This window comes from Ktedonobacter sp. SOSP1-52, from assembly GCF_016587395.1.
Map to the genome: position 1 here is coordinate 1 of NZ_BNJH01000002.1, position 19,131 is coordinate 19,131.

At 53.7% G+C, this 19,131-nt stretch carries 18 protein-coding genes and 3 pseudogenes; 16 read left to right on the plus strand and 5 right to left on the minus strand.

The features are described from left to right. The first annotated feature begins 48 nt into the window (after positions 1-48). The 3 genes from JMJ16_RS15620 to JMJ16_RS15630 all read left to right on the plus strand — a co-directional run bounded on the left by JMJ16_RS15620 (position 49) and on the right by JMJ16_RS15630 (position 1,461). The gene (locus tag JMJ16_RS15620) at positions 49-501 is read left to right on the plus strand and encodes an IS3 family transposase (protein ID WP_201382923.1); all 453 of its coding nucleotides are present in this window, start codon (positions 49-51) and stop codon (positions 499-501) included. Continuing rightward, positions 482-856 (plus strand): IS3 family transposase, encoded by a 375-nt coding sequence (locus tag JMJ16_RS15625; RefSeq protein ID WP_236601590.1) that lies wholly within the window; start codon positions 482-484, stop codon positions 854-856. Before JMJ16_RS15620 ends, JMJ16_RS15625 begins: the two co-directional genes overlap by 20 nt. A 431-nt stretch (positions 857-1,287) precedes the next feature. Continuing rightward, positions 1,288-1,461: a hypothetical protein gene (locus JMJ16_RS15630; protein ID WP_201382927.1), complete on the plus strand. Its 174-nt coding sequence runs from the start codon at positions 1,288-1,290 to the stop codon at positions 1,459-1,461. A 160-nt stretch (positions 1,462-1,621) separates the two neighbouring features. Here the strand turns inward: JMJ16_RS15630 and JMJ16_RS15635 are convergent, their stop codons facing one another. Beyond that, the gene (locus tag JMJ16_RS15635) at positions 1,622-2,008 is read right to left on the minus strand and encodes a helix-turn-helix domain-containing protein (protein ID WP_255553216.1); all 387 of its coding nucleotides are present in this window, start codon (positions 2,006-2,008) and stop codon (positions 1,622-1,624) included. Positions 2,009-2,231: 223 nt separating this feature from the next. Beyond that, positions 2,232-3,897, minus strand: a pseudogene (locus tag JMJ16_RS15640) (IS1182 family transposase). Positions 3,898-4,213: 316 nt separating this feature from the next. Here JMJ16_RS15640 and JMJ16_RS54365 point away from each other — a divergent pair. Further along, positions 4,214-4,441 (plus strand): annotated as a pseudogene (locus tag JMJ16_RS54365) (IS6 family transposase); the annotation flags it as partial. Between the two features lie 387 nt (positions 4,442-4,828). Here the strand turns inward: JMJ16_RS54365 and JMJ16_RS15650 are convergent. Together JMJ16_RS15650 and JMJ16_RS57115 are read right to left on the minus strand one after the other, a co-directional pair. After that, positions 4,829-5,821 (minus strand): aromatic ring-hydroxylating dioxygenase subunit alpha, encoded by a 993-nt coding sequence (locus tag JMJ16_RS15650; RefSeq protein ID WP_201382931.1) that lies wholly within the window; start codon positions 5,819-5,821, stop codon positions 4,829-4,831. Between the two features lie 88 nt (positions 5,822-5,909). Continuing rightward, positions 5,910-6,179, minus strand: coding sequence for a DoxX family protein (locus JMJ16_RS57115; RefSeq protein WP_374229069.1), 270 nt, complete (start codon positions 6,177-6,179; stop codon positions 5,910-5,912). Positions 6,180-6,334: 155 nt separating this feature from the next. Between JMJ16_RS57115 and JMJ16_RS15660 the strand changes: the two genes are divergently transcribed. The 12 genes and pseudogenes from JMJ16_RS15660 to JMJ16_RS15720 all read left to right on the plus strand — a co-directional run bounded on the left by JMJ16_RS15660 (position 6,335) and on the right by JMJ16_RS15720 (position 17,552). Beyond that, complete coding sequence (locus tag JMJ16_RS15660) at positions 6,335-7,042, plus strand: tyrosine-type recombinase/integrase (protein ID WP_236601591.1); 708 nt, start codon at positions 6,335-6,337, stop codon at positions 7,040-7,042. Between the two features lie 53 nt (positions 7,043-7,095). Beyond that, positions 7,096-7,716, plus strand: coding sequence for a hypothetical protein (locus tag JMJ16_RS15665; RefSeq protein ID WP_201382935.1), 621 nt, complete (start codon positions 7,096-7,098; stop codon positions 7,714-7,716). Then, the gene (locus JMJ16_RS15670) at positions 7,716-9,794 is read left to right on the plus strand and encodes a LuxR C-terminal-related transcriptional regulator (protein WP_201382937.1); all 2,079 of its coding nucleotides are present in this window, start codon (positions 7,716-7,718) and stop codon (positions 9,792-9,794) included. The genes JMJ16_RS15665 and JMJ16_RS15670 overlap by 1 nt, the downstream gene beginning before the upstream one ends. Positions 9,795-10,004: 210 nt before the next feature. Then, positions 10,005-10,853: an oxidoreductase gene (locus JMJ16_RS15675; protein WP_236601592.1), complete on the plus strand. Its 849-nt coding sequence runs from the start codon at positions 10,005-10,007 to the stop codon at positions 10,851-10,853. 201 nt (positions 10,854-11,054) lie between these two features. Next, positions 11,055-11,510 (plus strand): nitroreductase/quinone reductase family protein, encoded by a 456-nt coding sequence (locus tag JMJ16_RS15680; protein ID WP_201382941.1) that lies wholly within the window; start codon positions 11,055-11,057, stop codon positions 11,508-11,510. Next, positions 11,507-12,466, plus strand: a complete 960-nt coding sequence (locus tag JMJ16_RS15685; protein ID WP_201382943.1) for an NAD-dependent epimerase/dehydratase family protein — start codon at positions 11,507-11,509, stop codon at positions 12,464-12,466. The genes JMJ16_RS15680 and JMJ16_RS15685 overlap by 4 nt, the downstream gene beginning before the upstream one ends. Before the next feature lie 174 nt (positions 12,467-12,640). Then, positions 12,641-13,240 carry a hypothetical protein gene (locus JMJ16_RS15690; RefSeq protein ID WP_201382945.1) on the plus strand — a complete coding sequence of 200 codons (600 nt, stop codon included), beginning with the start codon at positions 12,641-12,643 and terminating at the stop codon, positions 13,238-13,240. A gap of 21 nt (positions 13,241-13,261) precedes the next feature. Further along, positions 13,262-14,092 (plus strand): NAD(P)-dependent oxidoreductase, encoded by an 831-nt coding sequence (locus tag JMJ16_RS15695; protein WP_201382947.1) that lies wholly within the window; start codon positions 13,262-13,264, stop codon positions 14,090-14,092. 279 nt (positions 14,093-14,371) lie between these two features. Further along, a complete protein-coding gene (locus tag JMJ16_RS15700) occupies positions 14,372-15,511 on the plus strand; it encodes an epoxide hydrolase family protein (protein WP_201382949.1) in 1,140 nt (379 codons plus the stop codon). 99 nt (positions 15,512-15,610) lie between these two features. Continuing rightward, positions 15,611-16,471: pseudogene (locus tag JMJ16_RS15710) on the plus strand (alpha/beta fold hydrolase). Continuing rightward, positions 16,468-16,617, plus strand: coding sequence for a hypothetical protein (locus JMJ16_RS15715; RefSeq protein ID WP_201382955.1), 150 nt, complete (start codon positions 16,468-16,470; stop codon positions 16,615-16,617). The pseudogene JMJ16_RS15710 and the gene JMJ16_RS15715 overlap by 4 nt, the downstream one beginning before the upstream one ends. A gap of 224 nt (positions 16,618-16,841) precedes the next feature. After that, positions 16,842-17,552, plus strand: a complete 711-nt coding sequence (locus JMJ16_RS15720) for an IS6 family transposase (protein WP_201382957.1) — start codon at positions 16,842-16,844, stop codon at positions 17,550-17,552. A 263-nt stretch (positions 17,553-17,815) separates the two neighbouring features. On the opposite strand, the gene JMJ16_RS15725 is transcribed toward JMJ16_RS15720, so the two are convergent. Next, positions 17,816-18,886, minus strand: coding sequence for an ABC transporter substrate-binding protein (locus JMJ16_RS15725; protein WP_201382959.1), 1,071 nt, complete (start codon positions 18,884-18,886; stop codon positions 17,816-17,818). Positions 18,887-19,131: the final 245 nt, after the last annotated feature.

Consider the following 19,131-nt stretch of genomic DNA (forward strand, 5'->3'; position numbering starts at 1 on the left):
CATCCGTAGAAGACCGTTTTCGCTTTATCGAGCATCACCGGGAGCAATTTGAGGTTCGGATCATGTGTAGTGCTCGCGGTTTCGGTCGGCGGGTTCTACGCCTGGATGAAGCGCCCTCCCTCGCAGAGGGAGCGAGAAGATGGCGAAATCACCAAAGAGATCGTGAAAATCTATTTTCAGCATCAGGGGCGCTACGGCAGTCCACGCATTCATGAGCAACTGCGCGATGAAGGCATCCATGTGGGCCGCAAACGGGTTGTGCGTCTCATGAAGCAAGCCCAGCTTGCTGCCCATCACACGACCCATCGGGTGTTGACCACGCGTGCTGATCCTGCTGCCACGCCAGCCGAAAATGTGCTTGAGCGTGTCTTTGAGGCGGAGCGCCCGAACGAAAAATGGGTCGCCGATGTGACGTACATTGGGCTGGATGTATTTGGCAGCCGTCTTGGATCTCTACTCGCGGCGCATTGTTGGCTGGGCCATGGCAGCCAAGCAAGATGAAGCCTTGGTAGAGCAAGCCATGGTAATGGCGATCACTCATCGCAAGCCAGAGGCCGGATTGCTTCACCATTCAGATCGTGGCTGTCAGTATACCAGCCATGCCTATCAGACGTTTCTGCAAGACCACGGGATTCGTGTGAGCATGAGTCGCAAAGGCAACTGCTGGGATAACGCCGTGATGGAACGGTTCTTCGGAACGCTCAAGCGAGAATGTACATCACGAGCACACTTTGCAACCCATGAAGAGGCCCGTACTGCCCTCTTTGAATACATTGAGGCATACTACAATCGGGTGCGCAAACATTCCACCCTGGGCTATCTCAGCCCCATTCAGTTTGAACTAATCAAAAGTTGACTTTTCACTTTATTTGAACTAATCAAAAGTTGACTTTTCACTTTAGATGATCATTCAAAGTGGGACAATAACACAAGACATCAAGGTGTTCTAACGACGGGGGCATCACTGGCACCACCCCTCCTGCCTCCCAGCGCCGCATCGGGGCCTCTCCTATCCCCTCCTGCACCTGCGTGTGATAGCGCAGAGCGCAACCAGGTCCGAAATATCGCGTCAAATTCCTCTAGCGTCAGACACGCCCCTGGTCTGCTCTGCCTGTCACTCTCCGCCTGCAACCGCCAATCCACCCCTCGCGTGCATATCCGGGCAGATCCACTAACAACTCTTGTTCCACCGTCCGAAAAAAAACGCTCGATTTTTCCTCGCCCTCGGGGTCGCCCCTGCTGGGAATAAAGCAACTCAATCTTCAGATCAACCGCCAGGGCTTGCACATGATTCGACGTAAAGTCACTGCCATGATCACTCTACAGGCTCTCGGGGATCCCGCAGATGGGCCAACGCTCATCACACGCGCGACCAAATCGCTCCCCGTAACGCCAACGCCGTTTGCGCGGCTGATAACCCTCCCCAACGAGAGCCGATATCCGGTAATACAACGACTCTAGTCGTCAAGCACGATCGTCAGATACGGTTTGCACGCTCTTCCACGCTCGTTCACCAGCCAGATAGGCAATCGACAATGATCCACCTGCCACAGCTCATTGGCTCGACTCGCGCGCAAAACGAACCAGCACCTCAAACTGCTCTCGATACGCCTTCGCTCCCTCATGTGCCAGCGTCTCCAAGGCTGGCGACAACCTCCTCACGATTCGATACACGCGGATCATAGCTCGGCTCCTTCCATCCCTGCTCCCTGGCCACACGACACACCTTTCGATACACACTCGTCAGCTGCGGACGTGGTCGGCTCAGATATAACCCCTCGATCAGCTCGATCTCCTCCTTTGACAAATCACGACTGTGCCCACGATCTGCTCGTTCCTCTCGCGCCAGGCCCACCAATCCCTGCTCTCGGTAGCGCTTGATCCACCGCTGCACCGTCGAGGACGACACTCCATGCGCTCGCGCCACCTCCGCTTGCGACACCCCTTCTTCCACGCATGGCCGAATCTTCGCAAACCGCTCCAATGCGCGGCTCCCGTTGCCTTTCACTCAACTGCGCACTCGTCTTCGCCTGAGTTCTCATCGGCTTCCTTTCCCTTTCCTTTCTCTCCTGGGTGCTGGCACAAGATAAAAAAAAAGAGCCATTCCTGTCAATGGCTCTAGGACTTCCTAGCATCTCCCTCGCAAAAAATTCATTCAATTATTTCGCAAATCTCATACCATATCTTCCCCTCGGTAGGACTTCATGATATTGTTGGCGAATGAGCAGAAGCTATGCAACAGCTACTTGCTTGACAGAAGCGAGCAGCTCTGCAAAACGAGAGGTTGGCGTGGTTGCCAGCTTCGCTTCTGCAATCCAATGACAAGCCCGAAGCATGTTGATGGAGGTCGCTGTTAGAAACGCCTGGAGATTGAGTTTTTTCATGCCAATGTATCGGGATCTGCGTATCTCACAGGTACGTACACTTTGAGCAACGGTTCCTTCAATGCCTGCTCGCGCTGCATACAACGCCCGGAATTCAGCGGTTTTCTGACGTTTTCGAGCCTGCTGAAGTGCCACATAGCTGGCTTCATCTGGTCGCAAAATGAGCACTTTGGCTGCGGTTGACGAGCACTTCTCATGAAGTGTGCAAACCCGACAAAGGGGAAGGGGAAACCGGATACGCAGACTTGGCTTTCCATGTCGATCAGGGATATGTCCCCAATCTCGGCTTGTCTGCCCAGCCGGACACAGGACCTGTTTGGCCTTCCAATCAATGTGGAAGTGGCTATGATCAAAACGCCCAGCTTCTTTTGAGGCCCAACTGGTATCAGGAAGAACCGGCCCAACCAGATCAACCTGGTGGCGATGCTGACTCGTGGCAAGCAGTTCGGCGTCCACATAGCCTTTATCGACCAGGTGCTGGCTGGGGAGAAGTTGCTTGCCAGCCAAGCGTTCATGAAGATTTTCCATGACGTCTCCATCTGGGAGCGTGGATGCTGTCGTGGTAACTTCGAGCACAAAATGAGGCTGATCAGCGTCACATCCTTCGGTAAAATGCACTTTGTAGCCAACCCATCCTGTCTGCTTCTTCTTGCTGTATCGCGCCTCCACATCATATGGCGATTGGATCAAGAGCGCTGCTGGGGGAAGCTCCTGATCTTTTCTCCAAGGCGTTCCCTGCTCACTCGCGTGATACTGCTGGATCCAAATCCTTCGCAGAATCTCTACTGCTGGGAGTTCTTGTAACCAGGCATGGGTTGTGCTGCCCCAGATGCTCTCCAGGAGCATTCGGCCGTCAGCTCCAATCTGCTCTGCGAGCTCTTGACGCGCTTTCTCGTCCTTTGGTAAACGAAAGTCGCTAAAGCGCGATCTGTATCGTTTTTCCCATTCAGGTTGAACACGCTCAAGAAGCCAATCGGGAGCTACTTCTGCCAGGATATTGAGGACATGGCGCATGGCTTCTCCAACACCTTCAAGACGGTTCACAGCTCGAATAGCTGCCAGAACATGCGTTGAATCCGTGCGTTGTTTGCCTCGCGCTTTGATCCAGCCTCGTTCTCGGAATTGAGATAACATGAGATCAAAAAGACGGCGCTCAGCTTGATTAGCCAGGAGACGACCACGAAATTCACTCAACACGGAAAAATCAAATCCTGGATCCTTGATTTCCAAGCGGAAGCGCGTATTTCCAATCAATGCGCGTTTTCACTGCATCCGCTGCTTGCCGATCCGTTAACCCCTCTGCGTATTGCATCACCATCGCCAAAGCGAGCCGCCAAGGGGATTCCGCTGGTTGTCCTTTTGCTGGAAACAGGTCCAAGAAATCTTCATCCTGAAAAAACGTTCCTAATGCATCTCGCATATGAATACATGTATTTCCCTTGGGCAAAATGGCGCGTGCTATCTGTACGGTTTCTTCTGGGATTGGCGGGATCGCTTGTGGATGTAGTGACATGGGTTCTCTCCTGAATGCTTGTCTTTTTTGTGCTCCTTTAGTATCTCATATTTTGCTCCATATCAATTCGCCAACAATATCTTAGTGGGGAGCTACCTTCCCCTCTCTCACGATGCGTTTTCTTTGCTTCTCTTTTTTGCACGCTTTTTGCTCGATGCTCTCTGTCTTTCCCTCCCCTACCCTCCTCCTTCACTCCCTGATCTGCCTCTCCCCTTTAACGACTATAAGAAATGGTCCGCCCAAATACGTCGCACATAGTCCCTTCTTTTTACATACAAATTTACAAGTTGAGAAAAAGGACGAAAGAGAGCCCCCCATGACAGAGCAACAGCCCTTCAAATGGCGTCACTTCGAGGCCGAAATCATCCTTGTCTGTGTGAGATGGTATTTGCGGTACGCCCTCAGTTACCGCGACCTCGAAGAACTCATGCGAGAACGAGGACTCTCCGTAGATCACACCACCATTTACCGTTGGGTGCAACGCTCTGCTCCTGAGCTTGAGAAGCGCTGTCGGTCTCATCTCAAAAGGATGACCGACTCGTGGCACGAAACGGCTGGTGAAACCGGGATTGGGCTTCTTTTCGTTTCAAACGGCCTGGAACACATTACAGGGCTATGAGAGTATGTACATGATTCGTAAGGGACAGATCCACGGGATAAAAAAAGGAACCTCACTGGACAGATTTCCTTCATTGCCAGCCTGTTTGGACTCATCGCCTAAGCACGACAAGAAACGAGACTGCACACCCATCGTCTTCCCTCGTGAATCTTTGCAACACAGCCATATTTTGCGACAAGCATTCTGCGACGCGTTGGCGCATGCACTTTCCTCACGCTTTCCCAGCCCGCTGCCAGCTCGCTGATGGCTTAGTGTACAAAAAGCACAAAATGATGCGATGACCCCAGGTAGGCAAGAAACACAAGCTATTTTCTAAGCTTTTGCCTGATTGAGGAAGACGCGGGGCTCATCGTTGGTCAGGAACTTGTACCAGCGATGGCGGAAGCGCACCTGGGGACCATCAGCGGGAACATGGGCTTCCATGCGGAGCGCATCGGGAATGGGGCGTGGATGCTGGCTCTCGACAACGCGCTGATCCTCTTTGAGAACACGACTGCTATAGCGTGAAAAGATTCTGTTCATGCCTGGAATCTTGGCAAAGTTGCGGCCCGCGAGGCCAAAGATTGCCGTGACCTCTTTATCAATGGGGGTAAAAGTCACATAGTTGATGAGCTTACTCTTTCCTGGGCGTGAAGGTGTCAGAATCCAGTGCTGAGGAAAGATATAATCCAGGCGCCCGCCTCCGTTGATAATGGTGATCTGGTCGCCCTTGACATCAAAATCGATGTCGACCTCAGGCCGCGAGTTTTTGCCGATAGTTTTGTTATGCACGATAGGTACATGCGCAACGTCGAGCACGCTCTCGACGACGCGGGTCAGATGGGCTTCCCATACGGCTTCATAAGGCGACATTATGATATCAGGGTCCTCACACTCGGGAAAGATGGTGAGTTCGGGGAGCGCTGCTATCTCTTGCTTGGGCATGGGATAGACCCAGACGAGGCCTACGCGCTCTTGCACTGGATAGGCTGTGGTATTGGCGAAAGATGGAATGAGGCGATTGGGGTGTGCGGGAACGTCTGTACACTCGCCATCGCGATTAAAGCGCCAGGCATGGTAGGCGCAACGCAGGCCATCAGACTCACAGGTACCCAGCGAGAGGTCCGCGCCGCGATGGGGACAGAAGGCATGTACCGCGCCCAGGTTTCCCTGCTTATCGCGGAAAAGCACAATCTCGCGCCCGATCACACGCCGCCTGATGGGCTTATTCTTGAGGTCCTTTGACCAGGCAACTGCATACCATTGACAGGGAAAGACGACCTCGTCCTCCGCGTTGCTCGCTCGATACTCCAAATTCAGGCTCATATTCACTCTTCTCTCTCTTCTTTTACTTATCGCTAGATAAGTAACTACTATTACAGTAGAGATGCCCTACCCCCCCATCCGGGTACTTTTATTTAACCTGTAGTGTCAAATTAATGATCGCGAGAATGGTGAAGATAACAGGCTGAATGACCATAGCTGCACCCAGGTTGCACACTGCGTTCGATATAGCCGCATCCGTCATGGCAATGATTTCGCCGGAGTAGGCCCACTCTTTGACCCGAGGAAAACGCGGCACAAGGAAGGCTATGACCGCCAGTAGCTTCCACACGCCCATAATTGGGGCAAAATGAGCGAGGCTGTCATAGCCCGCAAAGTAATTGATGAGTTTATCTCGAATAGAGCAAGAGAAAAGTGCTGTATCCCGCCTCCCTCTTGCTTTTGCAGATGATCCATGCTAGACTGACTCGTAGGAGAAAAGTCGTCACAGAACATTCCTTCTCTTACGAGTGAATTGAACTCTATCTTTCCACTTTCCGCGACCAGGGCTACAGTGTGAGTCATCGCAGTCGCGTGAAATCGGTCTTGAGTGGCTTCTGCCAGTGGCTCATAGAGGAGAAAGAGGCCATCCGCCGCAATCCCACTCGTGGTATCAAGATGCCAACTCAGCAGATTCTGGCTCCCCGGATTCTCGAACCTGATCAGAGGTTTGTCCTGCGCACCCTGGTAGACCAGGATGAAGACCTGCGAGGAAAAGCCATCTTTGCGCTTGGCTACTGGGCTGGATGCCGGGTGAGCGATGTAGCTCACCTGTTGATGGAGCATACGCATGTTGGACCCAAGATCGGGTGGCTGCGAGTGGGACACAAAGGGGCGAAGTTTCGCGAGATCGATCTCCTCAATGAGGTGCGTAAACCACTTCACGACTACTTGACTCATGGAGGTCGAGATCGGGAGAGTCCTTACGTCTTCACCTCCCAACGCTCGCCCCAATTGACCGAGGCAGGTATTCACCATTGGTTTCGTGCCCTCAAGCGAAACGCCACCAAAGAGCAATGGGAATTGATTGCGGATGTGACGTTTCATGATCTGCGCCACGACTTTGCCCATAGAGCCCGTGAGGCGGGATGGTCGCTAGAAGAGCTGGCCTACTACCTGGGCCATGTGACCGTGAAGGGGACGCCTGCCATTGCCACCACAGTACGCTATACTCAAGTCAGCCAAGCACATGTCAAGGAAAAGCTGAAACTCTTGAAGGGATAGCAAATTCTCATAGAGAAGAAACGACTGAAGAGAAGGAAATCATCACTACCGTTATGTCTCTCGATTTTGTCATCGCGGGTACCAAATTTGCTGCGCCAACTTCTTTGCATGCCCTCATTCGTCGGCAACGGTTACATGAGGTGCTCACGACGGGTCTTCAGTATCCTTTGACGCTGGTCTCGGCTCCTGCTGGCTATGGAAAAACCAGCCTCTTGTCTGAGTGGTTCTTGACCACTCGGGCTCACAGGTCCTGCGCCTGGGTCTCGCTGGATTCCTCTGATGATGAGGTCAATCGGTTCTGGCTGTGCGTGTTCCTGGCCCTGCACCGTTGTGCTCCTGATCTGATGACCCCTCTCCTCTCCCTGCTGCAGAAGCAACACATGCCTCCTGTGCAGGACCTGCTCTCCCTGCTGATCAATCGGCTGCTGGAAGAACCGGAGGCTCGCTACGTGCTCGTCATTGATGACTATCACCTGATAACTGCACCTGCTATCCATCGAAGTCTGGCCTCTCTGATCGAGCGGCTCCCCCACAGCTCTGCCTGTATCTTTCGACCCGTGTGGATCCCCCATTGCCTCTGCATCGGCTGCGGGCTCGTGGGCAGCTGCTGGAAGTGCGGGCGCACCACCTGCAATGCACGCCTTCTGAAGCCAGCGCCTTTCTCCAGGAGGTGATGGGACTTGTACTGACCAACGAAGAGGTCGAAGCGATCACGCAGCGTACCGAGGGCTGGTTGGTCGGATTGCAGCTGATCGCACTCTCGTTACAGGGTCAGGCCCGTCTCTCTGATGTGTTGACACGTGCCTCTGGCAACCAGCGCTACATTCTGGACTATCTCACCGAAGAAGTGCTCAGGCAACAACCAGAACGGCTCCAGACGTTTTTGTTGATCAGCAGCCTGCTGGACCAGTTCTGTGTTCCTCTCTGTGATGCGCTGTGGGAAGAGAGCCAGAGCCAACAGATGCTGGAGCACCTGCAACGTCTGCACCTGTTCGTGGTGGCATTGGACGCAGAAGGAACCTGGTACAGATATCATCACTTATTTGCAGAAGCCTTACGCCGTCGCCTCCATCAGTCCACTTCGCAGGAGCAGATCAAGGCCCTATATGGGAAGGCCAGCGCCTGGTACGCCGAGCAAGGGCTGCCGCATGAAGCCATGCACTATGCGGTGCGCAGCCGTGATTGGCACCATGTCATCGCGCTGCTTGGGCGCTTTATCCGCGACCTGCAGGGGCGACCAGGCGAGATCCACATGATGGAGCAGTGGATCGAGCAATTACCCGCTGACCTGTTTTCTCAGGACCCCCGCCTCGGACTGTTTGCTGCCTGGTTGTGGTACAGTTGGGGGGATTTTCGGGCCGCTGAGGAATGGTTGGACCGGACAGAAAGCGCGCTCGCTCAGATGCCAGAGGGGAACACACGTGGGCAGCTCTTCGCAGAAACACTCGCCTTCCGAGCCGCGATCAAAGGGGCCTATGGGAATGTGCAGGAGATCATCGCGCTGTCCGAACAAGCAAAGCAAGTGCTTGACGATGACAATAGCTATGTTCGTGCTCTTCTGCACGATGCTCAGGCGCTCGCATTTCTGGCTCGCGGCGAGGTCAGCGCGGCATGGCAAGCCCTCCAGGAGGCCATTGCTGCCTATAAGCAATCGGGTGTGATGGTCGTCGCATCCTGTTTGTCCTGTATCGCTTCGTCCTATCTGCTCATGCTGGGACAGTTGAAGCAAGCTGAGCAGGCACTCGCCCTCCTCGCATTGGAACACTGGGAGCTGCCGCTCGCACGGGGAGTGCTGGCTGCCTCTCAGGCGGCGCTGTTGTACGAACAGAATCAGCTGGAACAAGCGTTTGATCAGGCGCAACAAGCCGTGCATCTGCTGGAGCAAGCGGGTTCCATGCTGCTTGTTGATCGAGCCTATGTGGTCCTGATGCAGATCTTCCTGGCGCGCCAGCAGTTCGATGAAGCTTCAGAGACCCTGCAGCGCTTACTCACCCTTCCTGCCTACCGTGACAATCGCTATGCCCAGACCTGGCGCCTCGCCGGTCTGCAGGTTCGGCTCTGGCTGTCCACGGGCAAACAGGACATCGCCGTGCAGTGGAGGATGCGTGCTCAACAACAGGTGCCCCTCCAATCGGTGTTTGCTCAGGAGCGAGAGGCGGTAGCAGGGGCGCGGGTCCTGCTAGCCGAACGGAGAAGCGAAGAGGCGCACCAACTGCTCGCTCCCTGGCTGCCCTGGGCACGGGTAGCAGAGCGCCGGGTGCAGGTGTTAGAAATGTGCCTGCTGGAGGCGCTCGCCTATCAGCAGATGCAGCAAGAACAACAAGCGTTGCAGGCGCTCGAAGAGGCCCTCTTGATCGGGGAACCGGAAGGTTATCTGCGTCACTTTCTCGATGAAGGTCCCCAGCTTGTGCCTCTTCTGAAACGCAGCCTGGAGCAGCAGCGCAGGCCCTATGTGGATCGCTTGCTCGAAGCGTTTCTGCATGAAGAGAAAAGCATGCATGAGAAGAGCGGCTCGCCCTCTGCCGCTCACCATCAAGCGCTCATTGATCCGCTCACTCCTCGTGAACAAGAGGTGCTGGAGTGGCTTTCGCAGGGAGCCTCCAATCAGGAGATCTCGCAAGCCCTGGTGATCGCTCCAAACACCGTCAAGCGGCACGTACAGGCCATCTTAGCCAAGTTGGGTGTACGCAATCGCACGCAGGCCCTCGCACGCGCGCAACAGCTTGATCTCCTTCCCCACAAAGCCGACTGAAGCACCGATGCCTCCGTCATCGTGGAAGAGTCCAGCAGAAATAGTCCCAAAGGGTCATACTCCTCCCTCAGCAAAAATGACTCCAAATGATCACGCTTTTTTGTGAAACCCGCATTATACTGTCATTGTCGCCGACAAGAGGCAATGTTTCCTCGGCTGAAGCCGAAAGGAAATACAGAGGCAATAATGCATATGGACAAGGAGAAATCAATGACTTTCTCATCATCGAAGCGTGTCTGGTTGATTACGGGTTGTTCAAGCGGATTTGGACAGGCTTTTGCCCAGGCCGTGATTGCACATGGAGATCACCTGATCGCTACTGCCCGTCATGTCGAGCAGATCGAGGCTCTGACAGGTGCGCAGCCAGACCAAGTGCGAGCGCTCGAACTCGATGTCACGAACGCGCGACAGGCCCAGGAGACCGTGAAAGCCGCGCTGGACACTTTTGGGCATATTGATGTTCTTGTGAACAATGCTGGCTATGGACTCTTTGGGGCTTTTGAGGAACTCTCGGAGGCACAAATTCGCCAGCAAATGGAGGTGAATCTGTTGGGGGCAATGAACGTGACGCGGGCAGTCCTGCCGTCTCTGCGCGCTCAGGGTTGGGGACATCTGGTGCAAATAAGTTCACTGGGAGGGCTTGCTGGCTTCGCTGGAAACTCTGCCTATAGTGCCAGTAAGTTCGCTCTGGAAGGGTGGTCGGAGGTGATTTCCAGGGAACTCGCGCCATTTGGCATCAAAGTGACAATTGTTGAGCCTGGTGGTTTTCGTACCGAGTGGGCTGGTCGTTCTATGATCAAGGCGGCGCCGCTAGCAGCATATGATGTAGTGATGACAGAACGACGTGAGGGCATGGAGCAGGCGAATGGGAGGCAGCCTGGCGACCCTGCTCGTGCGGCCCAGGCTATCATCGCAGTGGTTGAGTCGGAGCACCCTCCCTTGCGGCTTCCTCTGGGGACCGACGCCGTCACGATCATTCGGCAGCATCTGCAGCAACAACTGAGCGATCTTGATCGCTGGGAGTCCTTATCGTGTTCTACCGATTTTCCTCGCCACTGAGAGGGTTCAGCACAAACCCCTCTTGCACCTGTCGCGCGAGGAGGGAAGAGAAGCACAAAGGAACGAGAGGAGGCAGAAGCAATACACAACCATATCATTGTCTCAGGGGTTCGCACCTCGTGATGGTCATCGTTGCAACGAGAGAAAGTGGAAATTGTTTCACACGATAAGGGACTTTTTGGAAAGGAAAAGAAGGAACCTATGCCACAGACAGATCAACCTTTGAACCAGGACATTATCAGAGATTTTCGTGAGAACAATGGGCACATCAGAGGCACATCCCCATTGAGTAAACCCTTTAAGGGCGTGCCGCTTTTGCTGCTTCATACCAGGGGCGCACACAGTGGATTGGAACGGGTAAACCCCGTGGCCTACCTTGCCGATGAAAACCGTTTGTTTGTCTTTGCCTCTGATGGTGGAGGACCAAAGCATCCTGCCTGGTTTTGCAATGTACTGGCGCATCCCGAGGAAGTGAGCGTCGAACTGGGAACAGAGACCTTTGCGGTACGGACAAAGATTCTTGAAGGCGAGGAACGAGAGACCTTTTTTCAGAAAATGTCCGCCCTCTTCCCTGTTTTCCTTGAGTACCAACAGAAAGCGTATCCGCGCTTGATCCCAGTGGTCGAGTTGATTCGCCAAACAGGAGAGCTACTATGAACCAATCACTCGAACTGCACGTCATTTTTGGAACCGGCCCGGTCGGGATCTCGCTCGCTGAAGAACTGCTTACTCGAGGCAAACGGGTCCGTCTCGTCAATCGAAGCGGAAAGGGGGAGATCCCTACTGGGGCAGAGCTGGTTGCTGGTGATGCCTCCAGACTCGACATTGTTCAGGAACGCAGCCGAGGAGCGGCGGTCATCTACAATGCCACCCATGCCCCTTACGAGCAATGGCCAGAGATTCTTCCCCGCTTACAGGAAAATATGATCGAGGGAGCGGCCTCTGCGGGAGCGAAGCTGGTGGTGATCGATACGCTCTACCTGTATGGAGAAACGCACGGGCAACCGATGACAGAAGCCACGTCTTACGCGGCAACGTCGCGCAAAGGTCGCCTGCGTGCGGAATTGGCCTGGGGCTACCTGCAAGCCCATCGCACAGGCAAGGTCCACGTGACCATCGGGCGGGCGGCTGATTTCTTTGGGCCGCGTGTCCTCAATTCGGCGCTGGGCCAGTATGTCTTTCCGACAGCACTCTCTGGTCAGCCAGCCTTGACGCTTGGCAATATTGATCTTCCTCATAGTTACAGCTATATGCCTGATATCGCGAAAGGCCTAGCTGTGCTCGGAGAACGAGAGGAAGCACTGGGACGAGAGTGGCACCTACCCGTACCACCCATCATCACAACACGCGAGGTCCTTCAACACATCGGCAAGGAGCTTGGGCTTGGGCAACTTCCTCAGATCTTCACTGTTTCAACAATAGAACAGGCCAAGGCAGCCAACATCTTTGATGAGACCTTTGCCTGCGAGTACGAAGAACTGTTCTATCAATATATAGAACCCCAGATCGTAGATAGCAGCACCATTGAGCAAGCCTTCGGTTTGCAGGCCACACCATGGGAGGAATCGCTTCGGAACACCATTCGCTGGTATCAAGAGCGAAATCGTTCATAACCCGGTAATCCCTTCCATACGGATCTGCTACTTGCATACACGGCTACCATCCTTGAAGAGGATCGGATACATGATGACGCTGCTTCATATATATGTACGTCCACTCGTAGGGTCCACCGGAATTTGAACATCGACACAGAATTGCATGTTTTGTCCTACGTAGGAGCTATAGCAATGCTTTACACGATAGTATTTGTTCTGCACATTCTCTCAGTGGTTGCTGTCTTTGCCAGCCTCGCCCTGGACTGGCTTGCTACCGCTGGTCTGCGCCGCGCCGAGCGCGCACATGACGCGCGACCCTGGGTCTGGGCGCTGCAGGTCTCTGCGGCCTTCGGCCCCTGGGCACGGATCGCAGTCCTGGGCTTCGGGCTCTTCCTGGCGTTCGACGCCTGGTCCTGGCAGGGCTGGATTATCGTGGCGCTGGCATCCTGGCTCGCACTGGTCTTGCTCGGTGGGGGGGCCTTCACCGGGCGGACCCTGCGGCAAATGGTTGCGCTGGTCAACACGGAGGAGGCTGACGCTGCCGCCCCCTTTGCGAGCCAGGTGCGTGTACCGTGGATGTGGGTACTAGTCTTGACGCGTCTGGGGCTCGCGGTCGGCCTTGTTTGCGATATGACTCTCAAGCCCTCGCCGGTCATTGGTGCGATCATGGTGCTTGTGGGTGCAGGAGTGGGACTGGCGCTGAGCCAGTGGCTCTCGGACGCATCATATCGAGCGCATGGTCGAGAGTCCTCTGACCCAAGGAATACTGATGGGCAAGTTCCAACCCAGTGATATGGAGAAGGATAGAGAAAAATGAGTGAAGCAATTGGATTTATCGGACTTGGCAACCTGGGTTTCCCAATGGCTAGCAATCTGCTCAATGCCGGGTATGGGTTCTGGGTGTACAACCGCACTAAGAGCAAAGCCTGGCCGCTGGTTGAGAAGGGCGCGCACCTGGCAGCCCGACCCGTTGACGCGGTAACGAGAGGGGGGATTGTCGCGACCATTGTGTGGGATGACGCGGCATTGGAAAGCGTCGTCATGAGCAACGGTTTTTTAGAGCAACTGGGACCAGGTGGGATACATCTTTCGATGAGCACGGTGCTGCCTGAGACGGCGAGGAAGCTGGCGGCACTGCACGCACAATGTGGCTCTAGCTATGTCGCGGCGCCTATCTTTGGTGGATCAGAGGCGGCTGTCGCTCGCCAACTCTGGATTCCCATTGCCGGTCCGCAACAAGCTAAAGAACGCGTCCGACCGCTGCTTGAGGCGATGGGGGGAATGGGCATCTTCGATTTTGGCGAAGAGGTTGGTGCGGCAAATATTGTCAAGCTCGTCGGAAATTTCATGATCATATCGGCTCGACACACGATGGGTGAAGCACTTGTGATGGCTGAGAAAAACGGAGTCGATCCAAAAGCGGTGATGGATATGCTGGCAGACCCATCATCCCCATTATTGCCTTCTCCCATCTATCGGAACTATGGCAAGAGGTTCGCCGAGCGATTTGTATCCTCTCACGGGAACTCGGTCTCGCTGAAGGATGCGGTCCTCTTCCAGAAGACAGCGCAACAGGTGGAGTCGCCCACGCCCATCGCCGGTCTTTTGCTCGATCTTTTGAGCGGCGCTGAAGGAAGAGGGTAGATATCATAGCAGGTTTTGTGGAATGAGTTTGAGTAAACCCATTCCACAAAACCTGCTATGATATCCGTACGCCACCATACCACCCCGACGGAAGCCACCATCCGAGGATGAACGTCGGTCGAGAGGCAGCTGGAGTGAACCCAATTTTGCGGTTGCCTAAGCGACAGGGTCGCCCCTGCCGCATTCCAGTGATCGCTCTGCAACACTGAAAAGAACGATGGAAAAAAGCAGATCATTATAGACAAGAAGACACCTTCTTGAAGAACGGAGGAGCGTCGTATGATGAGCGAACCCTTTACCATTCAAGTGGCTGAAGATATCCTGATTGATCTCAGGCAGAGGTTAGCCAGCACGCGCTGGCCTGATGAACTTCCTGATGCGGATTGGGACTATGGAACCCGCCTGTCGTATTTGCAGAAACTCGTCAGATACTGGCACGACAGCTATGATTGGCGAGCCCAGGAACGTTTGCTCAATACCTTCCCTCAATTAAAAACGGAAATTGACGGTATCCAGTTGCACTTTCTTCACGTGAAGGGGAAAGGAACCCACCCCCTCCCACTACTCATCTCACACGGCTGGCCTGGGTCCTTCTTCGAGATGTACAAGATTATTGGCCCTCTGACCGATCCTGAAAGATTTGGTGGAGATCCCGCTGATACCTTCGACGTCGTTGTGCCTTCGCTTCCTGGCTATGGCTTCTCGGGCCCGACGAACGTGCGCGGTGTCTCTGTCGCACGTATTGCAGAGGTCTTTGCCTCACTCATGCAAGACCTGGGCTACGAACGCTTTGCCGCGCAGGGGGGTGACTGGGGCAGCGCTATCAGCTCCGTGTTAGGGAGATCCTACCCCGACAAAGTCGTTGGCATTCACCTGAATTTTCTGTCATCGCGCTTAAACTATCAGCAGGAAGATGCCACAAACGAAGAAGAAAGGCGCTGGCGCGAACGGCTCGCACGATTTAGTACTGAAGGGTCCGGTTACTCTCGTATTCAAGGAACACGTCCCCAAACGCTGGCGTATGGCTTGAATGATTCCCCGGTCGGCCTGGCAGGCTGGATCATTGAGAAGTTTCGCGCCTGGAGCGATTGTCAAGGTGACATCGAGAGCGTCTTCACGAAAGATGAACTCCTCACCAATGTCATGATCTATTGGGTTACTCAGACCATCAACTCCTCGACTCGTCTCTACTACGAGACCTCTCACCAGGGCGAACTCCTTACTGGGCGAGTTGAGGTTCCAACCGCCGTTGCAGTTTTCCCGGAAGAAATCGCTATGCCACCACGTTCGCTTGCTCAACAACACTACAATATCCAACGTTGGACACAGATGAAAGCGGGAGGACACTTTGCCGCACTGGAGCAGCCACAGACATTGGTCGAGGACATACGAGCCTTCTTCCGCCCACTGAGAAACTAAACTATTCACCAGCAACAATAACGCTTCGGTCTGCCAGGCATGTGGCAGGTCGTAATCTACTAACAAAAGACCTTTACACCTGTGAAAGGATTGACTTGAATGTCTCTCAGCACCGCATTTGAACATCACACTGCTCAGGTCGGCGATGTCACTATTCATTACGTTCGCATGGGCGATGGCGCACCCTTGGTCTTGCTCCATGGTTGGCCTCAGACATGGTTTGCGTGGCGACACATGATTCCTATACTTGCACAACACTATACGGTGATTGCTCCTGACTTACGTGGCTTGGGTGATTCATAGAAGCCCGTAAATGGCTATGACAAGCGCACCATTGCTGAAGATGTGTATCAGCTTACTCTTCAGCTCGGCTTCGAGCACATACTGCTCGTTGGACACGATTGGGGTGGATCTATTGCCTATGCCTACGCTGCGGGACATCGTGATGGTGTTCAGCGACTCGCGATTGTTGAAAGTCTTGTCCGCAGCGGTGATCCTGTGCGTGATGCAGCTCTAGGAAATGATGCCTGGTTTGCGACGTTTCACCGTATTCCAAATTTGCCTGAAACGTTGATAAGTGGACGCGAACGCGTGTACCTCTCATGGTTTTACGAAAACCTTCCTGCCGTGAAAGGTGCAATTACTGAAGCTGACATCGACGAATACGTGCGCACCTACTCAGATCCTAGAGCCTTGCGTGCTGGATTTGAACTGTATCAAGCGCTTCCAACGGATCTCAAGAATAATGCCATGAGTGCCCAAAATCCGCTACACATTCCCGTGCTTGCACTTGGTGGCGACAAGAGTTTGGGACCCAAGACGCGCCAGGCGCTCGAAGTCCTCGCAACGGACGTACGCGGGGGTATCATAAAGAATTGCGGTCACTTTGTCCCAGAGGAGTATCCTGATCTCCTAGCTAGTCAGCTTCTAGATTTTTTTTGTAGAGGAGAAATAACATGAGCATCATGAACGCTATATGCGTTCATTCCTTCGGCAGACCAGAGGTTCTTTCCTACGAAGACGTTCCGCGACCCGAGGCTGGCCCTTCAGAGGTCCTTCTTCGCATTACCAGTGCAGGCATCAACCCCGTCGATTGGAAGAATTGAGCGCGTCTTTCCTCTACATCAGGAGCCTGCCAGGCCTGTGGCAGGAGTTAAGTTTCCTCGACTTTAGCGTGAAGACCAGAATGCCACAGCCCGGGGACGGTCGAAAGGCTTCAGACGTGCGAGCGTAACCGCGAGGGTCGCGGTTACGCTCGCACAGAGGTTATGTTGCAAGAAGTAAGCAGATCTGCTAAATTTGAGAGAAAAGAGCAAAAGAGGGCCTCGTTATGACAGATCAGCATCCATTCAAATGGCGTCACTTCCAATCCGACATGATTCTCCTGTGCGTACGATGGTACCTCCGCTCTGCTTTGAGCTACCGGGACTTGGAAGAAATGATGGCTGAGCGGGGGCTTTCGGTCGACCACACGACGATCTATCGTTGGGTCCAAAGCTATGCCCCGGAGCTGAATAAGCGATGCCAACGGCATCTCAAGCCTTCCAATGACTCCTGGCGGGTCGATGAAACGTACATCAAAGTCAAGAAGGAATGGATCTCTCTCTATCGAGCTGTTGACTCGCAGGGCAATACACTCGACTTCGTACTAAGTTCGACCAGGGATGGGGAAGCCGCCAAGCGCTTCTTGCTGAAAACACTTGCGGCCCCTCATTGCAGCGAACCACGCATCATCAACGTGGACAAAAACGCCGCCTATCCCAAAGCCTTTGCTGCGTTGAAAGCAGAAAGGTACCCTCCTGAACACTGCGCATTACGGCAGGTCAAGTATCTCAATAATCTGATTGAACAAGACCATCGCTTCATCAAACGGTTGGTGAAGCCGGGGATGGGTTTCTTCTCGTTCGAGACGGCCTGGCGAACACTGCAAGGATTCGAGATGATGAACATGCTGCGAAAAGGACAGCTACAAGGGGTAAACAAAGGAGATGTGAAAGGTCTGGTTGCCTTGGTTACCAGGCTCTTTGGAGAGGTTGCCTAAACAGAACAAAGGGAGACATTCTCTGCTCATCTTATTTTCTTCATCATTCTTGCAACACAACCGAGAAAAGGCTCCCCGGCTCTCTGGAGCAATCTTTTGCTGTGTTTTTCCACCGAAAGTGACCGAGACCCCTAAAAAGTGTTCAACATTCATCGAAATTACCACCATATCCCGGAAACGCCTGTTAAAGCGGTACGCCCTGGTTGCCCCTGTCTCGAGGGAATAGAGAGATTCAACCATGCGTACCGCCGAGGTGGTGCCTACTAGGAAACCGTCTTGACGTCTCTTAGCGCATCCTTCCAATATTTATCGTAGTAGAGGCCGTCCTTTTTGGATTTGGCGAGCTGCTTACTATCGATGCTGGTCGTAAAGCCGTTGAATTGCTGGCGCAGGTTAATGACGTTGATCAGGCCCTGCGTATCGAGCTCTTCATTCACGCTTTCGCCAGTTTGCGCGTTAAAGGCATCTACCAGGATATCGTTGGCGACCTGGGGTGAGACATTGAAAACACTGGCGATATCTCCGATGAGCGTATCGTGATTCGCCGGGTCAAGGGCGTAGCGCTGGGCGCGGATCATGGCACGAAGAAAGGCCTCGATTACCTCGGGATGCGCCTGTGCGTACGTACGTGTCGAAGCCAGGCTCGTACCCTGGTAGGGATTGACATAGTTTGAGAGCGTATCCAGAATCTTGAGGTGAGGCTGATAGGTGCTTAACACAGTAAAGGGGCTCGAAAGGAGCGTCGCGTAGACCGGGCCAGAGGTGTTCTGTCCGGCCAGGAGTTGCTGGTAACGCAGCGCGACACCGCCCACGGGCTGGAATGAATAATCGCCGTTTGCCAAGGAAAGTCCATGCTCAAGCAATATCTTCTCCAAGGCGTAGGCAAAACCACTATCTGGAGCATCAACTATGATGGATTTTCCGCGTAAGTCTTCAATGCTATTGATGCCATTACTGGTATTGGCGACGAGGTCAAGACCAGTGCCTCTATCAAACGACGAGAAAAGTTGTAGAGGTAGCTGCTGGTTGACGTAGCGATTCACCACGTTATCGCTGGCAGTGGAAATCAGGTCGTAGTTGCCAGCCAGCAGATCGTTAAACTGCTGCACCGAACCGGTGACCTGGTTATAGCAGATGCTTAAGCCCTCCTGAGCAAAGTAGCCCTGGCGCTGGGCGACGATAAAGGAAATACTTTGACTAAAGGCGCCATACTGAATGCCACTGCAGGGAGGTGTGCCAGTATCAGCATGGGCCGATTGTCCGGGGAATAGAAGGGTACCTCCAAGAAATGCCAGCGCGAAGCAGAGCGCCAGTTTCAAGCAGAGACGAGACACGTTTGTCTTGTGGCGTAGAGAAAAGTGTGGAGTCATCGATGTTTGTGCTACATCCTACTGCTTTTGTGACAAGAGTAGGACATATCCTTTCTGGTTAATTTTTTGTGCTACAGGAGATAAACGTGTGCTTAATGGATTTTTTTTCTATGAAAGTGGTATTGTCAACGTAGAGGAGTAATAGAAGAGCTTTTTAGAAAAGAAGAGCCAAGGGGAGGGAAAGAAGCTGAGGGGAGGGAGGAAGTAGT

Excerpts from the sequence above, each read along its gene's own strand:
- JMJ16_RS15685 (WP_201382943.1), top strand. The coding sequence starts at position 11,507 with ATGAACCAATCACTCGAACTGCACGTCATTTTTGGAACCGGCCCGGTC.
- JMJ16_RS15630 (WP_201382927.1), top strand. The coding sequence starts at position 1,288 with ATGATTCGACGTAAAGTCACTGCCATGATCACTCTACAGGCTCTCGGG.
- JMJ16_RS15695 (WP_201382947.1), top strand. The coding sequence starts at position 13,262 with ATGAGTGAAGCAATTGGATTTATCGGACTTGGCAACCTGGGTTTCCCA.
- JMJ16_RS15665 (WP_201382935.1), top strand. The coding sequence starts at position 7,096 with ATGTCTCTCGATTTTGTCATCGCGGGTACCAAATTTGCTGCGCCAACT.
- JMJ16_RS15650 (WP_201382931.1), bottom strand. The coding sequence starts at position 5,821 with ATGAGCCTGAATTTGGAGTATCGAGCGAGCAACGCGGAGGACGAGGTC.
- JMJ16_RS15680 (WP_201382941.1), top strand. The coding sequence starts at position 11,055 with ATGCCACAGACAGATCAACCTTTGAACCAGGACATTATCAGAGATTTT.
- JMJ16_RS15715 (WP_201382955.1), top strand. The coding sequence starts at position 16,468 with ATGAGCATCATGAACGCTATATGCGTTCATTCCTTCGGCAGACCAGAG.
- JMJ16_RS15675 (WP_236601592.1), top strand. The coding sequence starts at position 10,005 with ATGACTTTCTCATCATCGAAGCGTGTCTGGTTGATTACGGGTTGTTCA.
- JMJ16_RS15700 (WP_201382949.1), top strand. The coding sequence starts at position 14,372 with ATGATGAGCGAACCCTTTACCATTCAAGTGGCTGAAGATATCCTGATT.
- JMJ16_RS15625 (WP_236601590.1), top strand. The coding sequence starts at position 482 with ATGGCAGCCAAGCAAGATGAAGCCTTGGTAGAGCAAGCCATGGTAATG.
- JMJ16_RS15720 (WP_201382957.1), top strand. The coding sequence starts at position 16,842 with ATGACAGATCAGCATCCATTCAAATGGCGTCACTTCCAATCCGACATG.
- JMJ16_RS15670 (WP_201382937.1), top strand. The coding sequence starts at position 7,716 with ATGGGACTTGTACTGACCAACGAAGAGGTCGAAGCGATCACGCAGCGT.
- JMJ16_RS15690 (WP_201382945.1), top strand. The coding sequence starts at position 12,641 with ATGCTTTACACGATAGTATTTGTTCTGCACATTCTCTCAGTGGTTGCT.